At 68.0% G+C, this 23422-nt stretch carries 25 protein-coding genes; 12 read left to right on the top strand and 13 right to left on the bottom strand.

Features of this window, described 5'->3' with window-relative positions; genetic code table 11:
- Positions 1 to 188: 188 nt before the first annotated feature.
- From pssA to P7V53_RS11370, 4 genes are all read right to left on the bottom strand, one after another.
- A complete protein-coding gene (gene pssA / locus P7V53_RS11385; RefSeq protein WP_280155595.1) occupies positions 189 to 1022 on the bottom strand; it encodes a CDP-diacylglycerol--serine O-phosphatidyltransferase in 834 nt (277 codons plus the stop codon).
- Positions 1023 to 1103: 81 nt separating this feature from the next.
- Positions 1104 to 2120, bottom strand: a complete 1017-nt coding sequence (gene ilvC / locus P7V53_RS11380; protein ID WP_280155594.1) for a ketol-acid reductoisomerase — start codon at positions 2118 to 2120, stop codon at positions 1104 to 1106.
- Positions 2121 to 2157: 37 nt separating this feature from the next.
- Positions 2158 to 2649, bottom strand: a complete 492-nt coding sequence (gene ilvN / locus P7V53_RS11375) for an acetolactate synthase small subunit (RefSeq protein ID WP_124541351.1) — start codon at positions 2647 to 2649, stop codon at positions 2158 to 2160.
- Positions 2650 to 2808: 159 nt separating this feature from the next.
- On the bottom strand, positions 2809 to 4581 hold the full coding sequence (locus P7V53_RS11370; RefSeq protein ID WP_280155593.1) for an acetolactate synthase 3 catalytic subunit: 1773 nt from the start codon (positions 4579 to 4581) through the stop codon (positions 2809 to 2811).
- Between the two features lie 263 nt (positions 4582 to 4844).
- On the opposite strand from P7V53_RS11370, the gene P7V53_RS11365 reads away from it, so the two are divergent.
- From P7V53_RS11365 to P7V53_RS11340, 6 genes are read left to right on the top strand one after another with little or no spacing between them, the layout of a single operon-like run.
- Complete coding sequence (locus P7V53_RS11365) at positions 4845 to 5411, top strand: RNA polymerase sigma factor (protein ID WP_280155592.1); 567 nt, start codon at positions 4845 to 4847, stop codon at positions 5409 to 5411.
- Positions 5408 to 5866, top strand: a complete 459-nt coding sequence (locus tag P7V53_RS11360) for a DUF3619 family protein (RefSeq protein WP_280155591.1) — start codon at positions 5408 to 5410, stop codon at positions 5864 to 5866. The genes P7V53_RS11365 and P7V53_RS11360 overlap by 4 nt, the downstream gene beginning before the upstream one ends.
- Positions 5867 to 5877: 11 nt before the next feature.
- On the top strand, positions 5878 to 6672 hold the full coding sequence (locus P7V53_RS11355; RefSeq protein WP_280155590.1) for a DUF3106 domain-containing protein: 795 nt from the start codon (positions 5878 to 5880) through the stop codon (positions 6670 to 6672).
- Positions 6669 to 7184 (top strand): RDD family protein, encoded by a 516-nt coding sequence (locus tag P7V53_RS11350; RefSeq protein WP_280155589.1) that lies wholly within the window; start codon positions 6669 to 6671, stop codon positions 7182 to 7184. The genes P7V53_RS11355 and P7V53_RS11350 overlap by 4 nt, the downstream gene beginning before the upstream one ends.
- Positions 7185 to 7223: 39 nt before the next feature.
- Entirely contained in the window at positions 7224 to 7604 is a 381-nt protein-coding gene (locus tag P7V53_RS11345; protein WP_280155588.1) for a diacylglycerol kinase, read from the top strand.
- Positions 7583 to 8188, top strand: coding sequence for a TIGR00730 family Rossman fold protein (locus P7V53_RS11340; RefSeq protein WP_280155587.1), 606 nt, complete (start codon positions 7583 to 7585; stop codon positions 8186 to 8188). The genes P7V53_RS11345 and P7V53_RS11340 overlap by 22 nt, the downstream gene beginning before the upstream one ends.
- 32 nt (positions 8189 to 8220) lie before the next feature.
- On the opposite strand, the gene P7V53_RS11335 is transcribed toward P7V53_RS11340, so the two are convergent.
- The gene (locus P7V53_RS11335; protein ID WP_025495426.1) at positions 8221 to 8559 is read right to left on the bottom strand and encodes a P-II family nitrogen regulator; all 339 of its coding nucleotides are present in this window, start codon (positions 8557 to 8559) and stop codon (positions 8221 to 8223) included.
- A 72-nt stretch (positions 8560 to 8631) separates the two neighbouring features.
- Here P7V53_RS11335 and P7V53_RS11330 point away from each other — a divergent pair, with 72 nt between their 5' ends.
- The gene (locus tag P7V53_RS11330) at positions 8632 to 9819 is read left to right on the top strand and encodes a GNAT family N-acetyltransferase (protein WP_280155586.1); all 1188 of its coding nucleotides are present in this window, start codon (positions 8632 to 8634) and stop codon (positions 9817 to 9819) included.
- On the opposite strand, the gene P7V53_RS11325 is transcribed toward P7V53_RS11330, so the two are convergent.
- Both P7V53_RS11325 and ppa read right to left on the bottom strand, forming a co-directional pair.
- Complete coding sequence (locus P7V53_RS11325; protein WP_280155585.1) at positions 9791 to 12523, bottom strand: pitrilysin family protein; 2733 nt, start codon at positions 12521 to 12523, stop codon at positions 9791 to 9793. The two genes, P7V53_RS11330 and P7V53_RS11325, sit on opposite strands and share 29 nt — an antisense overlap.
- A 116-nt stretch (positions 12524 to 12639) precedes the next feature.
- A complete protein-coding gene (gene ppa / locus P7V53_RS11320) occupies positions 12640 to 13179 on the bottom strand; it encodes an inorganic diphosphatase (protein ID WP_280155584.1) in 540 nt (179 codons plus the stop codon).
- A 235-nt stretch (positions 13180 to 13414) separates the two neighbouring features.
- Between ppa and P7V53_RS11315 the strand changes: the two genes are divergently transcribed.
- Both P7V53_RS11315 and P7V53_RS11310 read left to right on the top strand, forming a co-directional pair.
- Positions 13415 to 15568 carry a sodium-translocating pyrophosphatase gene (locus P7V53_RS11315; protein ID WP_280155583.1) on the top strand — a complete coding sequence of 718 codons (2154 nt, stop codon included), beginning with the start codon at positions 13415 to 13417 and terminating at the stop codon, positions 15566 to 15568.
- A 67-nt stretch (positions 15569 to 15635) separates the two neighbouring features.
- A complete protein-coding gene (locus tag P7V53_RS11310; RefSeq protein ID WP_280155582.1) occupies positions 15636 to 16292 on the top strand; it encodes a UdgX family uracil-DNA binding protein in 657 nt (218 codons plus the stop codon).
- 27 nt (positions 16293 to 16319) lie between these two features.
- On the opposite strand, the gene P7V53_RS11305 is transcribed toward P7V53_RS11310, so the two are convergent.
- From P7V53_RS11305 to P7V53_RS11290, 4 genes are all read right to left on the bottom strand, one after another.
- Positions 16320 to 17459 (bottom strand): tetratricopeptide repeat protein, encoded by a 1140-nt coding sequence (locus P7V53_RS11305; protein ID WP_280155581.1) that lies wholly within the window; start codon positions 17457 to 17459, stop codon positions 16320 to 16322.
- A gap of 69 nt (positions 17460 to 17528) precedes the next feature.
- Positions 17529 to 18221: a hypothetical protein gene (locus P7V53_RS11300; protein ID WP_280155580.1), complete on the bottom strand. Its 693-nt coding sequence runs from the start codon at positions 18219 to 18221 to the stop codon at positions 17529 to 17531.
- Positions 18218 to 19009 carry an Asp/Glu racemase gene (locus P7V53_RS11295; RefSeq protein WP_280155579.1) on the bottom strand — a complete coding sequence of 264 codons (792 nt, stop codon included), beginning with the start codon at positions 19007 to 19009 and terminating at the stop codon, positions 18218 to 18220. Before P7V53_RS11295 ends, P7V53_RS11300 begins: the two co-directional genes overlap by 4 nt.
- Before the next feature lie 66 nt (positions 19010 to 19075).
- The gene (locus P7V53_RS11290) at positions 19076 to 20110 is read right to left on the bottom strand and encodes an isocitrate/isopropylmalate family dehydrogenase (RefSeq protein WP_280155578.1); all 1035 of its coding nucleotides are present in this window, start codon (positions 20108 to 20110) and stop codon (positions 19076 to 19078) included.
- A gap of 77 nt (positions 20111 to 20187) precedes the next feature.
- Here P7V53_RS11290 and P7V53_RS11285 point away from each other — a divergent pair, with 77 nt between their 5' ends.
- The 3 genes from P7V53_RS11285 to P7V53_RS11275 are packed head-to-tail and all read left to right on the top strand — an operon-like array spanning position 20188 to position 22166.
- Positions 20188 to 20796 carry an OmpA family protein gene (locus P7V53_RS11285; protein WP_280155577.1) on the top strand — a complete coding sequence of 203 codons (609 nt, stop codon included), beginning with the start codon at positions 20188 to 20190 and terminating at the stop codon, positions 20794 to 20796.
- A 48-nt stretch (positions 20797 to 20844) separates the two neighbouring features.
- Positions 20845 to 21900, top strand: coding sequence for a radical SAM/SPASM domain-containing protein (locus P7V53_RS11280; protein WP_348273468.1), 1056 nt, complete (start codon positions 20845 to 20847; stop codon positions 21898 to 21900).
- A gap of 14 nt (positions 21901 to 21914) precedes the next feature.
- Positions 21915 to 22166: a hypothetical protein gene (locus P7V53_RS11275; RefSeq protein ID WP_280155575.1), complete on the top strand. Its 252-nt coding sequence runs from the start codon at positions 21915 to 21917 to the stop codon at positions 22164 to 22166.
- Positions 22167 to 22185: 19 nt separating this feature from the next.
- Here P7V53_RS11275 and P7V53_RS11270 read toward each other — a convergent pair whose 3' ends face one another.
- Positions 22186 to 22833, bottom strand: coding sequence for a hypothetical protein (locus tag P7V53_RS11270; RefSeq protein ID WP_280155574.1), 648 nt, complete (start codon positions 22831 to 22833; stop codon positions 22186 to 22188).
- Positions 22834 to 22984: 151 nt separating this feature from the next.
- Positions 22985 to 23398: a DoxX family protein gene (locus P7V53_RS11265; RefSeq protein WP_280155573.1), complete on the bottom strand. Its 414-nt coding sequence runs from the start codon at positions 23396 to 23398 to the stop codon at positions 22985 to 22987.
- Positions 23399 to 23422 lie beyond the last annotated feature (24 nt).

The raw sequence follows: 23422 nt of genomic DNA, 5'->3' as shown, positions 1-23422 counted from the left end.
GCGCCAGAGAAAACAAGAACGGCCCGCTGCTGGTTGCATACGGGCCGTTGAGGTCAAGAACGTGTGGACGTGGACGATCAGCGAACCCGTGGCTCTCCTAGAAGAAGCAGTAGCGTGATCGCGAAGCCGGACGTCATGACGGGAAATATAGCACGCGAGCCTTTGCCCCTCGTTGCCTGCGCCGCAGCTCAGTGGTGGAGCCCCTGTTCGTCGGGCTCTTCGGTCGAAGTGGCGATCACGCTGACCGGCCGCCCCTTCATGCGCTTGTAGACGTACACCGCATAACCGGACACCCCGTAGATCAGGAACAGCGCGAACAACACGATCGGCGGATGGATGTTGATGACGGCGATGCCCAGCGCGATGGCCACGATGACGATGAACGGCACCGTGCGCTTGAAGCTGACATCCTTGAAGCTGTAGAACGGCACGTTGGTCACCATCGTGAGTCCCGCGTACAGCGTGAGGCCGAACGCCGACCACGCGAGCCAATCGACCCGCGATACGTCCTGCCAGCCGGCGTCGTCCATCACCCAGATGTAGCCGATGATCAGCGCCGCCGCGGCGGGACTGGGCAGTCCCTGGAAGAAGCGCTTGTCGACGACGGCGATGTTGGTATTGAAGCGCGCCAACCGAAGCGCGGCCCCCGAGCAGTAGACGAACGCGGCGATCCAGCCGAGCTTGCCCAGACCCTTCAACGCCCACTCGTAGACGATCAGCGCCGGGGCCGCGCCGAAGCTCACCATGTCGGACAGGCTGTCCATCTGCTCGCCGAACGCGCTTTGCGTGTTCGTCATGCGTGCGACGCGGCCGTCGAGGCTGTCCAGCACGGCCGCGATGAAGATGCCGTAGGCGGCGAGTTGGAACTGCCCGTTCATCGCCATGACGACCGCGTAGAACCCGCCGAACAGCGCGGCCAGCGTGAACAGGTTCGGCAGGATGTAGATGCCCTTGCGCCGAGGACGTACCGGCGCATCCTCCGCCTCCTGGTGAAGCTCGCCGGCGTCGTGAATGTCGTTCATCTGTCGAGAATAGCGCAGGAGGACCACTAAAAAGCCGGCTGCAAGCCGGCTCGTGGTCCATGCGGGAGGAACTCCCGAGGCTCAGTTGCGTGACTTGTCGACCAGGCGGTTCGCCTTGATCCAAGGCATCATCGCGCGCAGCTTCTCGCCCACCTGCTCGATCTGGTGCTCGGCCGTCAGGCGCCGGCGCGACTGCAGCGTCGGGGCGCCGGCGCGGTTCTCGAGGATGAAGCTCTTCGCATACTCACCCGTCTGGATGTCGCGCAGCGTCTGGCGCATCGCCTGCTTGGTCTCGTCGGTGACGATCTTCGGTCCGGTGACGTACTCGCCGTACTCGGCGTTGTTCGAGATGGAGTAGTTCATGTTCGCGATGCCGCCTTCATAGATCAGGTCGACGATCAGCTTGAGTTCGTGCAGGCACTCGAAGTACGCCATCTCGGGCGCGTAGCCCGCTTCCACCAGTGTCTCGAAGCCGGCCTTGATGAGCTCGACCGTGCCGCCGCACAGCACCGCCTGTTCGCCGAACAAATCGGTCTCCGTCTCCTCGCGGAAATTGGTCTCGATGATGCCGGCCTTGCCGCCACCGTTGGCCACCGCGTAGCTCAGCGCCAGGTCGCGCGCCTTGCCGCTCTTGTCGGCGTACACGGCAATGAGGTGCGGCACGCCACCGCCTTGTGTGTAGGTGGATCGCACGGTATGGCCCGGCGCCTTGGGCGCGACCATCCACACATCGAGATCGTCGCGCGGCACGACCTGCCCGTAATGGACGTTGAAACCGTGCGCGAAAGCCAGCGAGGCGCCTTGCTTGATGTTCGGCTCGACGTCGTTCTTGTAGACCTGCGCGATCTGCTCGTCGGGGAGCAGGATCATGACGATGTCGGCGCTCTTGACGGCCTCGGCCACCTCGGCAACCCGCAGGCCGGCCTTCTCCACCTTGTTCCACGACGCGCCCCCGCGGCGCAGGCCGACGGTCACCTTGATGCCGCTGTCGTTCAGGTTCTGCGCGTGGGCATGTCCCTGGGAGCCGTAGCCGATGATGGTGACGTTCTTGCCCTTCACCAGGCTCAGGTCGGCGTCCTTGTCGTAGTAAACCTTCATTTCCTTCTCCTTCAAGTCAATGGTCGCGGGCCGATGATCAAACGCGGAGGATCCGCTCGCCGCGACCGATCCCGCTGGTGCCGGTGCGCACGGTTTCTAGAATGGCGGCGCGGTCGATCGCCTCGAGGAAGGCGTCGAGCTTGCCGGCGTCGCCGGTGAGTTCGATGGTGTAGCTCTTCTCGGTCACGTCGATGATGCGGCCGCGGAAGATGTCGGCCATGCGCTTCATCTCCTCGCGCTCCTTGCCCACGGCGCGAACCTTGATGAGCATCAGCTCGCGCTCGGTGAAGGCACCCTCGGTGAGGTCGACGACCTTCACCACTTCGATGAGCCGGTTGAGGTGCTTGGTGATCTGCTCGATGACATCGTCGCTGCCGGTGGTGACGATCGTCATGCGCGAGAGCGACGAGTCTTCGGTCGGCGCGACGGTGAGGCTTTCGATGTTGTAGCCGCGGGCGGAAAACAGGGCGACGACGCGCGACAGCGCGCCCGGCTCGTTCTCGAGCAGCAAAGCGATGATGTGTTTCATGGGTCGTGGTGCGCGCTCTTCAGACGGCCGGCGGTAACCGACAGCCCTTGGCCACGCGTTGCGATGAAAGTGAAGTCGTGATGCCGAAGCCGGTCGGCGCCTCCCGGCGGCTCCTGGGCGGACGCGGTAACGCCTCGCCCCTCGCCGCCGTTCAGCGCGTCACAGGTCCTCGGAGCCCAGCAGCATCTCCGAGATGCCCTTCCCGGCCTGCACCATCGGCCAGACGTTCTCCGTCGGGTCGGTGCGCACGTCGAGGAAGACGGTGCGGTCCTTGAGCTTGATCGCTTCGCGAAGCGCCGGCTCCACGTCGCCCGGCTTCTCCACCAGCAAGCCGACGTGGCCATAGGCCTCGGCAAGCTTGACGAAGTCGGGCAACGCGTCCATGTAGCTGTGCGAGTAGCGGCCCCCGTAGTCGAGCTGCTGCCATTGCCGAACCATGCCCAGGTAGCGATTGTTCAGCGAGACGATCTTCACCGGCGTCTTGTACTGCAGGCAGGTGGAAAGCTCCTGGATGCACATCTGGATGGAGCCTTCGCCGGTGATGCAGAACACGTCGCTGTCCGGCTTGGCGAGCTTGATGCCCATCGCGTAAGGCAGGCCCACCCCCATGGTGCCGAGGCCGCCGGAGTTGATCCACCGGCGGGGCTCCATGAATGGATAGAACTGCGCAGCCCACATCTGGTGCTGGCCAACGTCGGACGTGATGTACGTGTCGCGGTTCTTCGTCAGCTCCCACAGCTTTTCGACGACGTACTGAGGCTTGATGACCTCGGCGCTGTTCTTGTAGCGTAGGCATTCGCGCTTTCGCCACTCGTTGATCTGGCCCCACCACTGCGACAGCACCTGCACGTCGGGCAGGCCCCGCGCCTCCTTGATCTGCGAGATCAGCTCCTGGAGGACGTCCTTGACGTCGCCGACGATCGGGATGTCGACCTTCACGCGCTTGGAGATCGACGACGGATCGATGTCGATGTGCACGATCTTGCGCTCGACGCTGGCGAAGTGCTTGGGGTTGCCGATGACGCGGTCGTCGAAGCGGGCGCCGACGGCGAGCAGAACGTCGCAGTTCTGCATCGTCATGTTGGCCTCGTAGGTGCCGTGCATGCCCAGCATCCCAAGGAACTTGGGATCGCTGCCGGCGATGGCGCCGAGGCCCATCAGCGTGTTGGTGCACGGGAAGCCGAGCAGGTCGACCAGCTCGCGCAGTTCGGCCGAGGCATTGCCGAGGATGACCCCGCCACCGGTATAGATGTACGGCCGCTTGGCCGACAGCAGCAGTTGCACCGCCTTTCGGATCTGCCCGCCATGGCCCTTGCGCACCGGGTTGTACGAGCGCATCTCGACGCTCGCCGGGTAGTAGAAGGGCGCGGTCTTCAGTGAGACGTCCTTCGGGATGTCGACCACGACCGGGCCGGGGCGGCCGGTGCGCGCAATGTGGAACGCCTTCTTCAACGTCATCGCCAGGTCGCGCACGTCCTTGACCAGGAAGTTGTGCTTGACGATGGGACGCGTGATGCCGACGGTGTCGCACTCCTGGAATGCATCGAGACCGATCGCCGGGGTGGGAACCTGGCCGGTGATGATCACCATCGGGATCGAGTCCATGTAGGCCGTGGCGATGCCCGTCACCGCGTTGGTCACGCCTGGGCCGGAGGTGACCAGCGCGACGCCGACGTTGCCGGTGGCACGCGCATAGCCATCGGCGGCATGCACGGCGGCCTGTTCGTGGCGCACCAGCACGTGCTCGATGCTGTCCTGCTTGTACAGGGCGTCGTAGATGTAGAGAACCGCGCCGCCGGGATAGCCCCAGAGGTACTTCACGCCTTCGGCCTGAAGGCAGCGGACGAGGATTTCGGAGCCGTTCGGCTCGGAGGAGGAGGAATGCGGTTGTGCCGAAGCGGCACGCTTGACTTCCGCGGCAGACATGTCCATGTTGAACCTTTGGGTTGATCTCTGACGAAAAACCATCGGTGCACCTTTCCGCGCTCTCGTGAAGCGGGTGTGGTACCTGCGCGGTCAAAAATTGGCGCCCGGGTCGGACGGCCAGCCTGTGACCCAAAAACTGCGTTGTGCGAAGCAGCATTATGGCATCGCTTTGCACGACGACGGGGCGCGAATCTCGGCGCCGAGGGCCGATGCGATAATCCCGCGCGCTTTTCAGGCAGCAGACCTGATCGCCTCCCGGCACCTCTTCCTTGGCATCCGAAAAAGAACTCTCCGACTTCCTCAAGAGCGTCGAAAAGCGGGCTTTCAAGCGTGCCCTCTACGCCGTTCGAGACGACGAGGCCGCGCTGGACATCGTCCAGGACGCGATGATCCGTCTCGCCGAGAAGTACGGCGACCGTCCCCCCGCGGAACTGCCGCTGGTCTTCCAGCGCATCCTGTCCAACGCCACGATGGACTGGTTCCGCCGCCAGAAGGTGCGCAACGCCCTGGTGAAAAACTTCTCGGACTTCGAGTCCCCGGGCGATGATGGGGACTTCGACATCCTTGAAACTTTGGAGGCGCTCAATGGATCTACGGCGTCCGAAAGCGCCGCCGATTCAGTCTCGCGGGCGCAGATCCTGCTAGCCATCGAGTCGCAGGTGGAGCAACTTCCAGCCCGTCAACGTGAGGCCTTCTTGTTGCGTTACTGGGAAGAACTCGATGTCGCCGAGACGGCTGCCGCCATGGGCTGCTCGGAGGGTAGCGTCAAGACCCACTGCTCCCGCGCGGTGCATGCCTTGGCCAAAGCCCTGAAGGCAAAGGGAATAGAGCCATGAAAAACCAGAACATCGTCCTGTCATCCAGCGGGCTGGAAGCCCTCCAGGCCCGCTACGCGCTGCGTGTCGCCGCCCGGCTCAATGAAGCCTCGCGTGAACTTCCGCACGACATTTCCGAGCGTCTCAAGGCCGCCCGCGAGAACGCCCTCGAACGCGCCCGCCTGGCGCGCCGGCAAGAGGCCACCGCGTCCGACTTCCAGATTGCCAGCGGCGGCTCCGCCTCGCTGCTGCTCGGCTCGCGCGGAGGCTCCTCGCCCGGCTGGTGGATGAAGCTGGTGGCGCTGATTCCGGTGGCGGCCCTCGTCGGCGGCTTCCTGCTGATCGAGCGGCTGCATCTCAAGTCGCAGATCGAAGCCGCGGCGGAAATCGACGCGGCGCTGCTGGCGGACGACGTTCCGCCCGCCGCCTACAGCGATCCCGGCTTCGTGGAGTTCCTCAAGGCTCCTCGAGACTGAGCGGCCAGGCCATGCGCCCCGGCGGCTTTTCCTTCGCTCACCTTCGCCTGGGGCTCCTTGCGGGCTCCCTGGCCGCCTGCCTGGCCGCGGCTGCGCCTGTCGCCTGGGCGCAGGCCAGCCCCGTGCCGGCCAAGCGGGCCGAGGTCGGCCCGCGCTGGAGCGAGCTGACGCCCGGGCAGCGTTCCGCGCTCAAGCCGCTGGAGCGGGACTGGGCCAGCATCGAAGGCGACCGCAAGCAGAAATGGCTCGACATCGCCGCGCGCATGCCCAGCATGCCGCCTGCCGAGCGGGAGCGCGTGCAGGCACGCATGAACGAATGGGCGCGGCTGTCGCCCCAGCAGCGCGGCCAGGCCCGCATGGCCTACCAGGAGGCGAAGCAGGTCGCTCCGCAGGACCGCCAGGCCCGTTGGGAGGCCTACCAGGCGTTGTCGGCCGAGCAGAAGCGGCAGCTGCAGGCCCAGGCAGCCCGCCCGGTACCGCCCGCCACTCCCAAGCCGCAGGTTCCGGCCCCGCCGCGAACCAACGACCGTGCCGACCGGCCACAAGCCAAGTCGAACATCGTCCCCAATCCCGCCTTCGCGGCGCCGCCCAAGGCCGTGGCGCCCACCGTGGTTCAAGCCCAGCCCGGCGCCACGACGAACCTGATGTCCAAGCGCCCCGTCCCGCCGGCGCACCAGCAGACAGGGTTGCCCAAGATCGCGGCGACACCGGGCTTCGTCGACAAGACGACCCTGCTGCCGCAGCGGGGCCCGCAAGGCGCTGCGACGAGTTCTGCGGGCGCCCCGGGGAACGATCAGCGTCCATGAGCGAAACGGCCGGCGCCGCCGCCGGCGAGCCGAGCGCACCCAGCCTGCGCCGCCGGCTCGCCGCCTTCGTGTACGAAGGCGTCCTGCTGTTCGGGGTCCTGATGATCTCCGGCTACCTCTTCTCCAGCCTCACGCAGCAGCGACACGCGCTGGTGGGACGACACGGCTTGCAGGCGTTCCTGTTCGTCATCCTCGGCATCTACTTCGTGTGGTTCTGGTCCCACGGCGGCCAGACCGTCGCGATGAAGGCCTGGCACATCCGACTGGTGGATCGCGAAGGCCGCGCGGTGAGCGAAAGGCGCGCGCTGGCCCGCTACGTGCTCAGCTGGCTGTGGTTCCTGCCGGCGCTGGTGGTGCTGTATATCTCCGGGCTTCGCGGCGGCGCGATCTTTGCCGTGATGACGGCCGGCGTGCTTGGCTACGCGCTGACGGCGCGCCTGCACCCTTCGCGGCAATTCCCTCACGACGTGCTGTGCGGCACGCGGCTCGTCACCTGGCGGCCTGCCGGCTGACGCAAAGTTGCCGCACGTCTCGCGGCACAATCGGATCCGATGACCAATCCGTTCAAGGGCCGCACCGGGCTGGACCGGGTCGTGCGTGCCACCGGCTATTCGCTGGCCGGGCTGAAAACCGCATACCGGGGTGAGAGCGCGTTTCGCCAGGAAGCCTGGGTCGCCGTGGTGCTGCTGCCAGCGGCATTCTGGCTCGGACGCAGCTGGGTCGAAGTCGCACTGCTCGCTGGTTCGGTCACGCTGGTGCTCATCGTCGAGCTGCTCAATTCGGGCATCGAGGCGGCCATCGATCGCGTGTCCTTCGAGCTCCACGACCTGTCCAAGCGCGCCAAGGATCTCGCCAGCGCTGCCGTCTTCCTCTCACTGATGCTGTGTGGTGCCATCTGGGCCAGCGCGGCATGGAACCGCTTCCTCGCATGAGTCCCACGCTGTCGCTGTGTGTTTATTGCGGCTCCCGCCCTGGCACCGATCCGGCCTATCGGCATGCGGCCGAGGCGGTGGGAACGCTCATCGGGCGCAGCGGCTGGCAGCTCGTCTATGGTGGTGGCCGCGCCGGCCTGATGGGCCTGGTGGCCGATGCGGCCCTGGCGGCCGGCGCCCGCGTCGTGGGCGTCATCCCGTCGACCCTCATGGAGCGCGAGCTCGGACATGGCGGCCTTCACGAGTTGCACGTCGTCGAGACGATGCACGAGCGCAAGCAGATGATGGCCGAGCGCTCGGACGCCTTCGTCGCCCTGCCGGGCGGCATCGGGACCTTCGAGGAGCTGTTCGAGGTGTGGACCTGGCGCCAGCTCGGCTACCACGACAAGCCGGTCGGGCTGCTGAACGTCCGGGGGTATTACGACCCGCTGCTCGACTTCCTGCGCCAGACCGAGCAGGCGGGGTTCGTCAATTCGGCGCAGCGCGAATTGCTGCAGGTCGACACCGATCCGACGGCCTTGCTGGAGCGCCTCGGCACGCTCGCGCGCCAAGCGAGTGCGCCGGATGACTATCGGCGCATCTAGGGTGTGTCGAGTTCGCTGCGCTCACCACCAGCCTACACAGCATCCTCGTCCGTCTCGCCGGTGCGAATCCGCACCACTTGCTCGACCGCCGTCACGAAGATCTTGCCGTCACCGATCTTCCCGGTCTTGGCGGCCTTGACGATCGCGTCGACGCAACGGTCGGTGTCGGCGTCCTTCACGACCACCTCCACCTTCACCTTCGGCAGAAAGTCGACGACGTACTCGGCGCCACGATACAACTCGGTGTGACCCTTCTGGCGGCCGAAGCCCTTGACCTCGGTGACCGTGAGTCCGGTGACGCCCACCTCGGCGAGCGCTTCGCGAACTTCCTCGAGCTTGAACGGCTTGACGATGGCGGTGATCTGTTTCATGGGCGGGCTCCTCGGCTCTGGAGTTTAGGGGGCGTGTCACTAAGGTCGTCGATGTCGGCCTAACATCGCCGCATGCATGAGGAAACGGGCGCGAACGATTATGTCATTCGGGTGCTCGACGACCTCTCGGCGATCGAGCCGCCGCGCTGGAACGCGTTGCTCGACACGCAGACCGAAGCGACACCGTTCCTGCGCCACGAATACCTCAGCGCCCTGCACGAGTCGGGCAGCGCCGCCTCCGGCACTGGCTGGTGGCCGCAGTTCCTGATCGTCGAGCGCGGGGCGGAGCTCGTCGCGGCATGCCCGCTGTACCTCAAGGACCATTCGTACGGCGAGTACGTCTTCGACTGGGCCTGGGCAGACGCTTACCACCGGCACGGGCTGCGCTACTACCCGAAGCTGCTGAGCTCGATTCCCTACACGCCGGTGCCGGGCGCCCGCCTGCTGGCGCGTGACGCGCGTTCGCGCGAGCTGCTGCTGCAGGCGATGACGCAGATGGCTCGCGACGCCGAGCTCTCATCGGCCCACGTGCTGTTCCTGAGCGAGGCCGATCGCGCCGCTGCGGCCGGTGCCGGCTGGATGATGCGCAGCACCGTGCAGTTCCACTGGACCAACCGCGAGCCGGAGCCCTACCGCGACTTCGCCGACCTGCTGCAGACGTTGCAGCGCGAGAAGCGCAAGAAGATCCAGCAGGAGCGCCGGCGGGTGGCCGAGGCGGGCATCGGCTTCACCGTCCTGCAGGGCAGCGAGATCGGCGAACGCGACTGGGACTTCTTCTACCGCTGCTACACCCTCACGTACCGCGCGCACCACTCCACGCCCTACCTCACGCGCGAGTTCTTCCAGCGCATGGCGCGGACCATGCCTGACCACTGGCTGCTGTTCGTTGCCTGGAAGAACGGGCGGCGCGTCGGTGCATCGCTGATCGCGCTCGACCGTGCCCGCGGTGCGGCCTTCGGGCGCTACTGGGGCGCCGTGGAACACATCCCCTTCCTTCACTTCGAGGCCTGCTACTACCAGCCGCTCGCCTGGTGCATTGCGCAGCGCATGCGCCGCTTCGAGGGCGGTGCGCAGGGCGAGCACAAGATGGCGCGCGGCCTGCTGCCGGTGCAGACCTGGTCGGCGCACTGGCTCGCGCATCCGCAATTCGCGGCTGCCGTCGCCGATTTCCTCGAGCGCGAGGGCGCGGGCGTCGCTCAGTACCTCGACGAGCTCAACGAGCGGCACCCGTTCAAGGCGAGCGCGTCGCCGCAGGCTTGAACTCGCCGGCGAAGGCGGTCACGAACTGCTCCGGCTTGAGGTACTTGCGCAGCGCCGCGTTGACTTCGGCGAGCGTGAGCTTCTCGAGCGCCGCATCGACTTGCGCGCTCTTCTGGAACGTGCGGCCGAGATAGAGATTGACTGCCCACAGTCCGGCGACGCTTCCGTCCTGCGCGCGAGAGAGTCGCCGCCGGCTCAGGAGGCCGCGCTGGCCCTCGGCGAGCTCCTGCTGCGTGAAGCCGTCCTTCAGCGCACGCGCCAGCTCGTCCTTCCAGGCCGCTTCCACCTTCGGCTGGTTCGTCGGCGCGAAGATCGCCGTGGACAGCCATTCGGAATGCGGCTCCACCGTTTCCCACTGGATCATGCTGCGAACGTCGTACGACAGGCCCTCGCCTTCGCGGATGCGCTTCCACAGGCGCGAGCTGCCGCCGCTGCCCAGCAGATGGTTGGCCATCATGAGCGCCGGGTAGTCGTCGTCGTTGTCGGACAGCGGCACGTCCAGCTTGGCGTACATCGTCGCGTTCTGGTTGTCCGGCACCTGCAGCACGAGGCGCTGCGGCGGCACCGGATGGATCGGGTTCGGCACGCGGGTGTAGGCCATGCCGGCATCCCAGTCGCCGAAGGCCTTCTCGACCGCCTGCCGCACGGCCGCTGCGTCCATGTCGCCCACCGCGGCGAACTGCGCCCGCTTGGCGCCATAGAACCGGCCGTGGAACTCGCGCACCTTGTCGAGGGTGACCGCGTTCACGTCCGCGACGATCTCGTCGAAGGTGCGGCCGTGCCGCACGTCGCCACGCGGATACGGGTTGCCGATGCGCGCCACCGCGTTGTCGGCCACCGCTTCGGGCTGCTTGCGCTGGCGCTCGATCGCCGCAAGCGACTGCCGTTTCACTTCGTCCAGCCCTTCGGGCGGCAGCGCCGGCGTGCGCAGCATCTCGCCGACCAGCGCGATGGCCGCCGGCAGGTTCTCGCGCCGCGACACGAGCTGCACCGACACCTGTCCGACACCCGGTGTGACGCCGATCTCCGTCTTCAGCTGGTCCAGGCGATCCTGGAACTGCTCGCGGCTCAGCGTCTTAGTGCCCTTGTCGAGCAGCGCCGCGACCATGTCGGGCACCTCACCCAGCCCGAACAGCGTCTTCTCGTCACCGAAGCGCAGCGTGAGCACCGCATTGACCGCGCCGCCGCGGGTGCCCTTGGGCAGCAGCGCCGCCTGCACCCCGCCCACGCTGAAGCGTTGCGTGCGGCGGTCGATGTTGGCCGGCGTGGCCTCGAAGGCCTCGGCGACAGCAGCCGCCTCGGCTGGCTTGAAGCTCTTGAGCTGCTCGGCCACGTTCACCGCCGCCGGCGTGGGCGGCCGCTGCGGCTTGTCCGTGGGCAGGTAGACGCCCAGCGTTCGGTTGGTGTTGAGCAGGTACTGCGTCGCCACGCGCTGCACGTCGGCCAGCCTGGCTTCGCGCACCCGGTCGCGCAGAAGGAAGAACAGCCGCCAGTCGCCTTGCGAGATCGATTCGCTGAGCGCGAGTCCGACCGCTTCAGGGTTGGTGAACGAGAGCTCCCAGCCCTTCAGCCACTTGGCCTTCGCGCGGTCGAGCTCGTCCTGGGTCACCGGCTCGCTGGCGGTCGCTTCCAGCGTCGCGACCATCTCGGCGCGCGCCTTGTCGACGTCCTGTCCCGGCGCGAGCTGGGCACCGAAGATCGTGTAGCCGGGATCGGCGGCCGCTTGCGTCGAAGCGAAGACGCCGGCGGCGAGCTGCTTCTCGGTGAGCCGCTTGTGCAGGCGGCCCGACGGCGTGTCGGCCATCACCAGCGCCAGCAGCTCGATCGCCGCATAGTCGGGATCGGGGCCGGCCGGCACGTGGTAGCCGGCGAACAGCAACGGCGAGCCGCCGACGCGGCGCACCGTCACGCTGCGCTCGCCATCCTGGGCGGGATCGAGCGTGTAGAGCAACGGCAGCTTGCGCGTCGGCTTCCTGATCTTGCCGAAGGTCTTCGTGATCAGCGCGAGCGTCTTCGCCGGCACGAACTTGCCGGAGACGACGAGCGATGCGTTGTCCGGCTGGTAGTAGGTGCGATAGAAAGCCTGCAGCCGCGGGATGTCGACATTCTCGACATCGGCGCGTGCACCGATCGACGACTTGCCGTAGTTGTGCCAGTCGTACATCGCCGCCAGCGTCTTCTTGTACAGCGAGCGCTCGGGGCTGTTCTCGCCCATCTCCATCTCGTTGCGGACCACCGTCATCTCGGTGTCGAGGTCCTTGCGCGCGATGTAGCTGTTGACCATCGCATCGGCCAGCCAGCCCACGTACCAGTTGAGGTTGTCCTCGTCGGCCGAAAAGCTCGCGTGGTAGTTGGTGCGGTCGAACCAGGTCGTGCCGTTGGCGCGCAGGCCGCGCTTCTGGAACTCGGCCCAGACCTTGGGATGGCTCGGCGTGCCCTTGAACATCATGTGCTCGAGGAGGTGAGCCATGCCGGTCTCGCCGTAGTTCTCGTGGCGCGAACCGACGCGGATGGTCAGGTTGACCGTGGTGGTGGGCTTGGAGTCGTCCGGCACCAGCAGCACCTGCAGCCCGTTGGGCAGGCGGTACTCGTCGATGCCCTCGACCGACATGACCTTGGAGACACCGGCCGGCAGCGGCTGGGCGGCGGCGGGCAGGAATGACGCGCAGGCGATGAGCACGACGCAGGCGAGGCGATGCAGCATGGCGGTACGGGTGCGTGGGAGATGCGGGCCAGTGTAGAGCGCGCCCGTTGCCGTGTGTTCCGCGCATGAAAAAGGGGAGCCATCGGCTCCCCTGGTGGTGGCGGGCAGCGCGCGGCCTACTTCTTCTTGCTGGCCGCATAGGCCGCGATGCCGGAGGTGATCTCGTTCTTCGCGGCTTCGGGACCTTCCCAGCCCTTGACCTTGACCCACTTGCCCGGCTCGAGGTCCTTGTAGTGCTCGAAGAAATGCGTGATCGCCTTCAGCCGCATCGGGTTGATGTCCTCAGGCTTCTGCCAATGCGTGTAGATCGGCAGGACCTTGTCGATGGGCACTGCGAGCAGCTTGGCGTCACCGCCGGCCTCGTCGTCCATCTGCAGCACGCCCACCGGCCGGCAGGTGACGACGACGCCCGGGGTGAGCGGGAACGGCGTGATCACGAGCACGTCGACCGGGTCGCCGTCATCGGACAGCGTCTGCGGCACGTAGCCGTAGTTGCACGGATAGTGCATGGCGGTCGTCATGAACCTGTCGACGAACATCGCACCGGTCTCCTTGTCGACCTCGTACTTGATCGGGTCCGCGTTCATCGGGATCTCGATGATCACGTTGAACTGCTCGGGCGCCTTCGCGCCGGGGGTCACGTTGTGCAGGCTCATGGTGTGGTTCGGCAAGAGGGGTTTCGGGGAAAACCCGAATTTTACGTGCCGGTCTTGCAAGGTCCTGACTGGCGCGGATGCATCGCGCCACGGTGGAAAACCACCATGTGCGGCTCGTTGCCTTGTCCAGGGGCTTCCCGTAGCATGCGCTGCGCTGATCCGAGCGCCCGGCCGCAACGGCATCCACAAGGGCGCACACCTCAAACCAGTTCCCCGGAGAGAGAAGGAGATTCCGTTGACAGCAACTTCCGCAGCGCTGTATTTCGCGCTCGCCTGCGGCGTCGCCGCGGTCGTCTACGGCTTCGTGCAGCGAAGCTGGATCCTCGCTCAGAACGCCGGCAACCCGCGCATGCAGGAGATCGCCAGCGCCATTCAGACCGGGGCGGCGGCTTATCTCGCTCGGCAGTACCGCACCATCGCAATCGTCGGCGTGGTGCTTGCAATCCTCATCGGAGTCTTCCTCGACACCACCACCGCGGTGGGCTTCGTCATCGGCGCCGTGCTGTCAGGCGCCTGCGGCTTCATCGGCATGAACGTCTCGGTGCGCGCCAACGTGCGCACGGCGCAGGCCGCCACGCAAGGCATCGCGCCCGCGCTGGCCGTCGCGTTCAAGGGCGGTGCGATCACCGGCATGCTGGTGGTCGGCCTGGGCCTGCTGGGCGTGACGATCTTCTTCTGGTTCATCACCGGCAACGGCAACCTCACGCCGGACAAGAGCCTGGCCAACGCGCTGAAGCCGCTGCTGGGGCTGGCCTTCGGCTCGTCGCTGATCTCCATCTTCGCGCGGCTGGGCGGCGGCATCTTCACCAAGGGCGCCGACGTCGGCGCCGACCTGGTGGGCAAGGTGGAGGCCGGCATCCCCGAGGATGATCCGCGCAATCCGGCGGTGATCGCCGACAACGTCGGCGACAACGTCGGCGACTGCGCCGGCATGGCCGCCGACCTGTTCGAGACCTACGCCGTGACGTTGATCGCCACCATGGCGCTCGGCGCGCTGATGGTCGCGATGGCGCCGCTTAACGCGGTGGTCTACCCGCTCGCGCTCGGCGGCTTCTCGATCATCGCGTCCATCATCGGCTGCAGCGCGGTCAAGGCCTCGCCCGGCATGAAGAACGTGATGCCTGCGCTTTACCGCGGCCTGCTGGTGGCCGGCGTCATCTCGCTGGTCGGCTTCTACTTCATCACCACCTGGGTGATGCCCGACAACGCCATCTACCAGAGCGGCTCGCAGCTGCGGCTGTTCGGCGCATGCGTCGTGGGCCTCGTGCTGACCGCCGCCATGGTGTGGATCACCGAGTACTACACCGGCACCGACTACAAGCCGGTGCAGCACGTCGCGCAGGCCTCGACCACCGGCCACGGCACCAACATCATCGCGGGCCTGGGCGTGTCGATGAAGTCCACCGCCTGGCCGGTGCTCTTCGTCTGCATCGCCATCTGGGTCTCGTTCTGGCTGGCCGGCCTCTACGGCATCGCCATCGCCGCCACCGCCATGCTCAGCATGGCGGGCATCGTCGTCGCACTCGACGCCTACGGTCCCATCACCGACAACGCCGGCGGCATCGCCGAGATGGCCGACCTGCCCGACAGCGTGCGCGACATCACCGACCCGCTCGACGCGGTGGGCAACACCACCAAGGCGGTGACCAAGGGCTATGCGATCGGCTCGGCCGGTCTGGCCGCCCTGGTGCTCTTCGCCGACTACACGCACGCGCTGGAGGCACGCGGCATCCACCTGAGCTTCGAGCTTTCCGATCACAAGGTCATCGTCGGCTTGTTCCTGGGCGGCCTCATTCCCTACCTCTTCGGCGCGATGGCGATGGAAGCGGTGGGCCGCGCGGCGGGCAGCGTCGTCGAGGAGGTGCGCCGCCAGTTCCGCGAGATCAAGGGGATCATGGAGGGCACCGGCAAGCCCGAGTACGGCCGCGCGGTGGACATGCTCACCTCGGCGGCCATCAAGGAGATGGTGGTCCCCAGCCTGCTGCCGGTCGTCGTGCCCATCCTGGTCGGCCTGCTGCTCGGACCGGCGGCGCTCGGCGGCCTGCTGATGGGCACCATCGTCACCGGCCTGTTCGTCGCGATCTCCATGTGCACCGGCGGCGGCGCATGGGACAACGCGAAGAAGTACATCGAGGACGGCCACCACGGCGGCAAGGGCTCCGACGCCCACAAGGCGGCGGTGACCGGCGACACCGTGGGCGACCCGTACAAGGACACCGCCGGCCCGGCGGTCAACCCGCTCATCAAGATCATCAACATCGTCGCCTTGCTGATCGTGCCCCTGCTGCCCATCGCAGCCACCAGCGGCACCTCGGCGCACGGCTCGCCGACCGCGGTGACGACCGCGGCACCCGCGCCGGCCGCCTCGGCATCGGCGGCCAGCAAGTAGCCGCCCTTCGAGCCCTCTCGAGAGCCCGCTTCGGCGGGCTCTTTCCTTGCTGCGTGGCCCATGAACCATGGCCGCGCCCAACCCCATCCGCAAACCTTCGCCGGCAAACACTGCCGACACCGCGCAAGACTTACACGCTCTGGAGTCCTTGCGCGAGTCGGCATCCGGCTGCCGCGAATGCCCGCTCGGCTTTCACGCGACGCAGACGGTATGGGGCGAGGGGCCGGTGCGTGCGCCGCTGATGCTGGTGGGCGAGCAGCCGGGCGATCAGGAGGACCGGCAAGGCCATCCCTTCGTGGGGCCGGCGGGACAGCTGCTCGATCGCGCACTGGCCGAGCTCGGCTGGCCGCGCGAGGCGCTCTACCTCACCAACGCCGTCAAGCACTTCAAGTTCGAGATGCGCGGCAAGCGGCGCATGCACAAGACGCCGGCGCAGCGCGAGGCCGCGGCCTGCCTGCACTGGCTGGAAAGCGAGATCGAGCATGTCAGGCCGCAGGCCGCCATCGCACTGGGGTCGACGGCGGCGCGCCAGCTGATGGGCTACGCCGTGCCGGTGATGGCGCAACGCGGCCACTGGCTCGAGCGCGAGGACGGGCTGCGCGTGCTGATCACGCTGCATCCGTCGGCGTTGCTGCGGCTGCGCGACGAGGACAGGGCCGAGGGCTACCGGCTGTGGCTGGCGGACCTGAAGCAGGCGGCCAAGCTCATCGGCAGGCTGCGCTGACGCCCCCCGGCCGTGGCGCTCGGCGCGTCAGTGGGCGCGCAACCAGGCCAGCTTGGCTGCGTACAGGTCGTGATCGCGCCGCGTCGTGCTGTTCTCCATCGCGCGCTCGAGGTGCTGGTTCGCCCGCTTGACGTCGCCGAGCCGGAAGTTGGCCAGCGCCAGCCAGTAGTGGAACTCGTGGTAATAGTCGGCGCGCGCCACCTCCTTGCCGAACCAGTCGCGCGCGGCCTTGAAGTCGTTGTGCGCCATCGCCTGCAGGCCGAGCTCGAAGAAGTGGAACGGCGGATGCGGCTCGATCTGCGCGAGCCGGCGGTTCAGCTCCGCCGCCTCGGCAAGGCGTCCCTGCTGCGCCAGCGACTGCGACAGGTTGTGCATGGCGCGGGTGTTGGCCGGCTCCTGCGCGAGCACGGCGGTGAACACGCGCTCCGCCTCCACCGGATTGCGGTGGCGCAGGTACACCACGCCGAGCGTGTTGTAGGCGGCCAGGAATGCGGCGTCCTGCTTCACCGCCTGGCTGGCCCACGCATAGGCGTCGTCGAGCCTGTTCTGCACCAGCGCCTCGGCGGCGCGGTTGTTCATGTACATCGCGACGACCGTGCGCTCCGACAGCGTGCGCGTGCGCAAGCCGCGCAGATCGTCGGGCGGCAGGAAGTCGATCGTCACGCTGCGCTCGTCGACGCCGCTGCGAAAGTCCATGGGCCGCGCCCCGACCGTCACGTTGACGTGCGCGCTGCGCAAGACGAGGTCGCCGCTGCGGCTCCACATCTCCTCGAGAAAGGCGCTCTGGTACTCGATGCGCAGGCCGATCTCCTTGGCGAAGGCCGCGGTCATCAGCACCAGCGACAGGCAGTTGCCGGCACGCGCGTCGAAGGCTTCCGCCGCATTGCGCGTGCGGCCGCCGTCGTACTCCAGCTTGAGCTGCCCCGGCCTGACCAGCGCGTCGACCAGGGCCCGCTGACGGCCCTTGCTGCCGAAGCGCGGGGCGATCTCGTGGCGCAGATACAGGCGCATCGCGTCGCTCATCGCGAACACGTCGTCGGCGCGCGCGGGCTGCGACGGCGCAGCGAAGAGATGGTCGTGCAGCAGGGGCTCGGGCAGCGCCGTCAGCGGCGCCTGCGCGCAGCCCGCGAGGAGCAGACACCAGAGCAGGACGATCCGGATTCGCACGTGGGGCCTCTTGTCGAACAGGCATGAGAGCACGAACTCCCGCTGCGCGGGGTCCGTGTTTTTCCGCGGTCACCAGGCGCGCAGCGCCGGCGGGATCTTCTGCTTGAAGGCTTCGAGGCCGGGCCCCACACGGTGCACGCGCACCCTGTCGCGCTCGTAGCCGAAGATCGGATACGAGCCGAGGTCGGCGCTGCGCTGCGGACCCGTGATCACCAGCCGCACGCCGCGATCGCGGGCGAAGGCGAGCGCCTTCTCCAGCTCGACGATGGACCCGTCCGGATGGCCGCTGATGTTGCAGCTCGTGCACAGCGGGGCGCAATAGTTGTGGCCACCCCAGATCGGGTCGGGCGCGCCGGTCAGGAAGGACGCCTCGATGCGCTCGAACAGCGATCGATGCAGGCCGTTGAGCAGCACGCCCTGATGCGTGCCGCCGCGTATCGTCGGCGAATCGAAGTCGAGGCCGCGAAAGCGCACACGGCTGAAAGTGCCGGTCATGCGCATGAAGTCTTCGGCCTGGCTGAAGCCGGGCGGCAGGTGCGCCGGATCCGCCTGCGCCAGGAAGCGGTCCAGCGAGCCGATCGCGGTCCCGTAGTGCTTGCCGGGCAATCGTGTCTTGGCCCGGTCGAGCTGCGCGGCGCCGGCCGTCGTGGGCGCGGCCAGCAGGACGAACACTGCCGGCAGCTGCACGACGACGGGGCGCTCGTGGATCTCGGCGACTGCCATCGACATCGCGTCGCGGTGCCGGATGTCGACCAGCCTCATGGCAGCGCAGCTGCGGTGCGAGACCGCTCGCCGTGGCGCAGCAACGCGCCCGCGCCGGCGATGGCCGGTGGAATCCCGAGCAGGCGCAGCAGCGCGAACACGCTTGCCGTGGCCGCACTGAGCACCGGCAGGCCCAGGCGCTGCTCCGCCTCTTCGACGACGTCGAGCGAGGGCATCTGCACGCAGGCCGATATGACCAGCGCGTCAGAGCCCGAGAAGTCGAGCTGCGCGGCGAGCGACAGCAGCTTGGCCGCATCGAGCCGGCCCACCGCGGCGTTGTCGACGACCTCCAGCGAGCGGCTTTGCACCACCTGCACACCGCATTCGGCGAGCGTGGCGGCCACGCGGTCGGTGAGCGAGCGGCGATAGGGGGCGATCATCGCGATGCGCCGTGCGCCGAGCCACTGCAGCGCCGTGACGAGCGCACCGGCGCTGCTGACGATGGCCGGCGCCGCCGTGTCGCAGCTCGCCGCCCGCGCCGTGAGGCGCGCCTGCGTCTCCAGCAGGCCGGGCTTGCCGCCGGACATCCCCGCCACCAGGCAGGCATACACGAGCGCGTCGACGCGCGCATCGCACAGCATGTCGACGGCGCTGTCGGCCGCCTCGTTCATCTTCTGCAGCGCCTCGGGCGTGACCTGTCGCAGCCGCAGGCGCGCCGAGTGCACGCTGAAGCGGTGCCCGCTCGCCAGCTGCTGCCGACGCAACAGCTCGGGAACCTCGAGCTCCATCGTCGTGTTGGAGCTGGGAACGATCAGGCCGACGCGATACGGCGCCCGTCGTGCGTTCATGATTCGGCCCTCCTCTCGAGGGCATACGGAATCCCGCGGCGGATCCGGACAGGGTCTGCGCGCGATCTACCCGTTCGCGATGCGGCTCACCAGCGCCTTGGTGAACGCCGCCGTGTTCGCCGAGCCGCCGAGGTCTCCCGTTCGCACGCCGTCGACGTTGAGCGTGTCGGCAATCGCACGGCGCAGCCGGGTGGCCGAATCGGGGAGCCGGCAATGGTCCAGCATCATGGCCGCGGCCAGCAGCAGCGCCGTGGGGTTGGCCATGCCCTTGCCGGCGATGTCGGGCGCCGAGCCGTGCACCGCCTCGAAGATCGCGGCGTCGGCACCGATGTTGGCGCCGGGCGCCATGCCCAGGCCACCCACCAGGCCGGCGGCCAGGTCCGACAGGATGTCGCCGAACAGGTTGGTCGTGACCAGCACGTCGAACTGCCACGGATTGAGCACCAGCTTCATCGCGCAGGCGTCGATGATCACGGAGTCCATCGCGATGCGGTCCTTGTACTTGCTTTCGTGCAGCTCCTGCGCCGTCTCCAGGAAGATGCCGGTCAGCGCCTTCATGATGTTGGCCTTGTGCACGATGGTGACCTTCTTGCGGCCTGTCGCGATCGCATGCTCGAAGGCGAACTCCAGCAGCCTGCGGCTGCCCTGGCGCGTGTTGACGCCGGTGGCCATGGCGACCGCGTGCGGGTCGTCGTCGATCTGGATGTAGTGCTCGTGGCCGATGTACAGGCCCTCGAGGTTCTCGCGCACGATCACCAGGTCGATGTCGTCGTAGCGGCCGCCCGGGATGATGGTGTGCGCCGGGCGCAGGTTGGCGTAGAGCTTGAACGCCTCGCGCAGCCGGACATTCGAGGACCGGTAGCCGCCGCCCGAAGGCGTCTCCAGCGGGCCCTTGAGGGCGAGCCGCGTGCGCCGGATGCTGTCGAGCGTGATCGCCGGCAGCGGGTCGCCCGCGGTCTTGACGCCCTCGAGGCCGGCGATCTGGCGATCCCACTCGAAGGGCGCGCCCAGCGCGTCGAGGGCGGCCAGCGTGGCGTCGACGATCTCGGGACCGATGCCGTCGCCGGGAATGAGCGTGGCGGGAATGCGGGGGGTGGACATGAGGAGGCTTTCGGGTCGGCTGGGGGAATCTCATCGAGGATACCTGCGGGAATGTCGTTTGCAGCGACAGGTTCGAGATGAAGCTTGCGACCCTCGTTTGCTGTGCGTTCTTCGCCTCCTGCCTGACAGGCTGCGGCGCGCCCGATCCCCGGGTGGCCAGGCAGGTGGCGATCATCCCCCCGCCCGCCGACTTGCCGGCCCCGCCGCCCGAAACGCCGGCGGCGTCTGCGCCCGCTCGCGGCGAAGCGCCCGCGCCTGCCGAGGCGTCTCCCGTCGAGCCACCCGCGCCGACGGTGCAGGCCGAAGCGGCCGCGCCACCGCCCGCGCCACCGCCCGCGCCCACGCCGGTCGCCATGCCGCAGCCGCCCCGGCGGGCCGACGTCCTCTACTTCAAGTCGGACGCCTACAAGGTCGACGGCCGGTATCGCGCACTGCTGGAGTCGCATGCACGCCGGCTGAAGGCCGAGCCGCGCCTTCATCTGATCATCGAGGCCCACGCCGACAGCCGCGGCGACCGCGAGTACAACCTGGCGCTGAGCAAGAAACGCGCGGAGACCGTCGCCAAGCACCTCCGGCAGCTGGGCGTGCCCGCGCGCCAGCTCGAGATCGTCTATCGCGGCGAACCCGGTGGCGAGCGGGTTGCTGCGGCCGAGCGGCGGGTCGAGCTGCTCTACCAGACGCGCTGACGCAGGCCGGCCGCGCGGGGCGCTTGGCGCGGACCTCGGTGCCGGGGTATGCCGTTTGCCTCGTCTCGCTCCATGAACATTGCAGCGAGGGAGTCCCAGCTCGGCGCGGCCGCCTCCTCGGAGCCGCCGCTGCCACGCTTTGCGCAGATCGAGCCGATCGGCCGCTGCAACCTGGCTTGCAAAATGTGCACGGTGAATCACCGTGGCGACGAGGTCGGTGAGATGCCGCTCGAGCGCTTTCGCGAGCTGCTGGACCAGATGCCGCAGCTCCAGGAGTTGCACCTGCAAGGCCTGGGCGAGCCGATGCTGCATCCGCGCTTCTTCGACATGGTCGAGCTTGCGGCAGCGCGCGGCGTCCGCGTCTCGGCCAACACCAACCTCACGCTGCTCACGCCGCAGCGTGCGCACCGCTGCATCACCAGCGGCCTCGCGGCCTTGTCGGTGTCGCTCGACGGCGCGACCGCAGCCGTCTACGAGGACATCCGCCGCAAGGCCTCGTTCGCCAAGGTGATCCGCAACCTCGGCCGCCTGGTCGACGAGCGCGACGCCGCCGGCAGCGCGCTCGAGGTCCGTGGCGTGATGGTGCTGATGCGCAGCAATCTCGAAGACCTGCCGGCGCTCGTGCGCCTGCTGCACGCCCACCGGGTGCCCGAGCTGCTGGTGCAGCGGCTGTCGAACGACCTGCACCAGCCCGACCTGCCGGCGCGCTACATCCCCATCCGCTCCTACGTCGAAGACGCGGAGCTGGCGGGCCCGGATCTCGGGCGCGCCGCGGCCGTCTTCGCCGAGTCGCGCAGCATCGCCCACGAGCTCGGCCTGCGCCTGCACCTGCCGCGGCTGTCCGCCGGCAGCGAAGGACCGCGCTGCACGTGGCCGTCGGACGGGATCTACATCACCGCGAGCGGGGACCTGCTGCCTTGCTGCATGGTCGCCACCGCCGACCGGGCCACCTTCGGCAAGGTGTTCACCCGCGAGGGCGCCGCGCAGGGCGGCCTCGCGGCCCGCTGGCACGGCGAGCCGGCACAGGCGTTCCGCCATGCGCTGGCCGGCGCCGACCCGCCGACCGTGTGCCGTTCCTGCGCGCTGTACCACGGCACGTTCTGACGACGGAGGTTCTCGTGGCTAGCGAAGTCGACGGCACGCATCAGCACGCCAAGAGCGGCAAGCTCTACACCTACCAGGCCGAGTACTCGGTCGCGGGCGCCGACATCCGCTGGCGCGCCAAGGTGCAGCAAGGAGAGGACTTGTGCGCCACGCCCGACGGCACCATCGCGACCGGCACGCCGGCCGCCGAGGCGTTTGCCGAACAGGCCGTGCGCGACGCGGTGGTGACGGCGATCGACCTGCTGGAGGATTCGGCGGGCCTGTAGATCGGGTGCAGCGCAACCCCTACAGGTCGCCGACCTTCCCGAACATCTCGCGCACCGGTCGCATCTCGGGCAGCACATAGACCACGCCGCGGCGCTGGCCCAGGGTGGGACGCACCACGTCGTCGTAGAAGTCCACCGGCACGACGATGCAGCCGGCCGACACGCGCTGCGCGTCGGGACGGCCAGAGGCCAGCCGCTGCAAGCGCGCGTCGCGCGCTGCGTCGGGGCGTACCCGGTGGATGGCCAGCGCGGCGGCATAGTCGACCCAGACGACATGCTCGCCCACGTGGTTCTCGCCAGGCTCGGTGACGAAGCGGCCGGCCGGCGTGGTGCGGTCGGCGACCGGAATTCGCGCCGGCGGCACGTCGCCTATGCCGGGCACCGAGTGATCGCCGCGGGCCATGCCCAGCAACGCACGTGTCGCGCCGACCAGGTGCCCGCGGGCGTCGTAGATGAAGACGCGGGCGTCCTTCTTGTCGACGACCGCGAAGGGCATTCCGTGGTTGTCGCGGGTGGCCAGGATCCACTGCAGCGCAAAGCGCGCATCGGCCGACATCGGCTCGCCGGCGCTGGCCGCGGTGCGCTCGAACGCCTGCACCGGCAGCGCGCCGCACACACCCATCCACGCCACGGCAACGGCGACCAGCGCCTTGCGCCACACGACCATCCGCAAACTCCCGACTCGTTCTTGGGCGAGCCTCGCCGATGCAGCGCGTCGCCGGGCTTCATGCTATGCGGGAGCGGGTCGGGTGGGGTTGCGAAGTTTGCGCAAAACGCACGCAAGCCGCGGGCGGCCTGCGCGACGATGTCAACCGCGGTCAGGCCGACGCACGGCGCGCGTCGACGCTGAGCGGACCGGCGCCGAGTGCGGCGACCAGCAGCATGCCGCCCGCGATGGCGAGGTTCTTCATGAACATCAGCTGCTGCACCATCTGCTGCGCTTCGGGCACCGCCCAGAACTTGTGGAAGATCACGCTGGCCAGCAGGGTGAACAGTCCGAGCGCGAGCGCAGCCCAGCGCGCGTGGAAGCCGACGATCAGCGCGACGCCGGCCACGACTTCGAGCAGGCCGACGATCACCGCCAGCAGCGAGGCCGCCGGCAGGCCGGCGCTGGCGATGTAGCCGGCGGTGCCGGCGATGTTGCCGAGCTTGGAGACGCCCGAGGTGATGAAGATCAGGGCCAGCAGGATGCGGCCGATGAGCACGAGGGGAAGCTTGAGGGAGTCGAGCATGGTGGAAGTCCTGGATGAACGTCG

It is taken from the genome of Piscinibacter sp. XHJ-5 (assembly GCF_029855045.1).
In the GTDB taxonomy this organism is placed as follows: Bacteria; Pseudomonadota; Gammaproteobacteria; order Burkholderiales; family Burkholderiaceae_C; genus Albitalea.
Note: the sequence above shows the minus strand (reverse complement) of the source record. Positions and strands in the feature narration are given on the sequence as shown.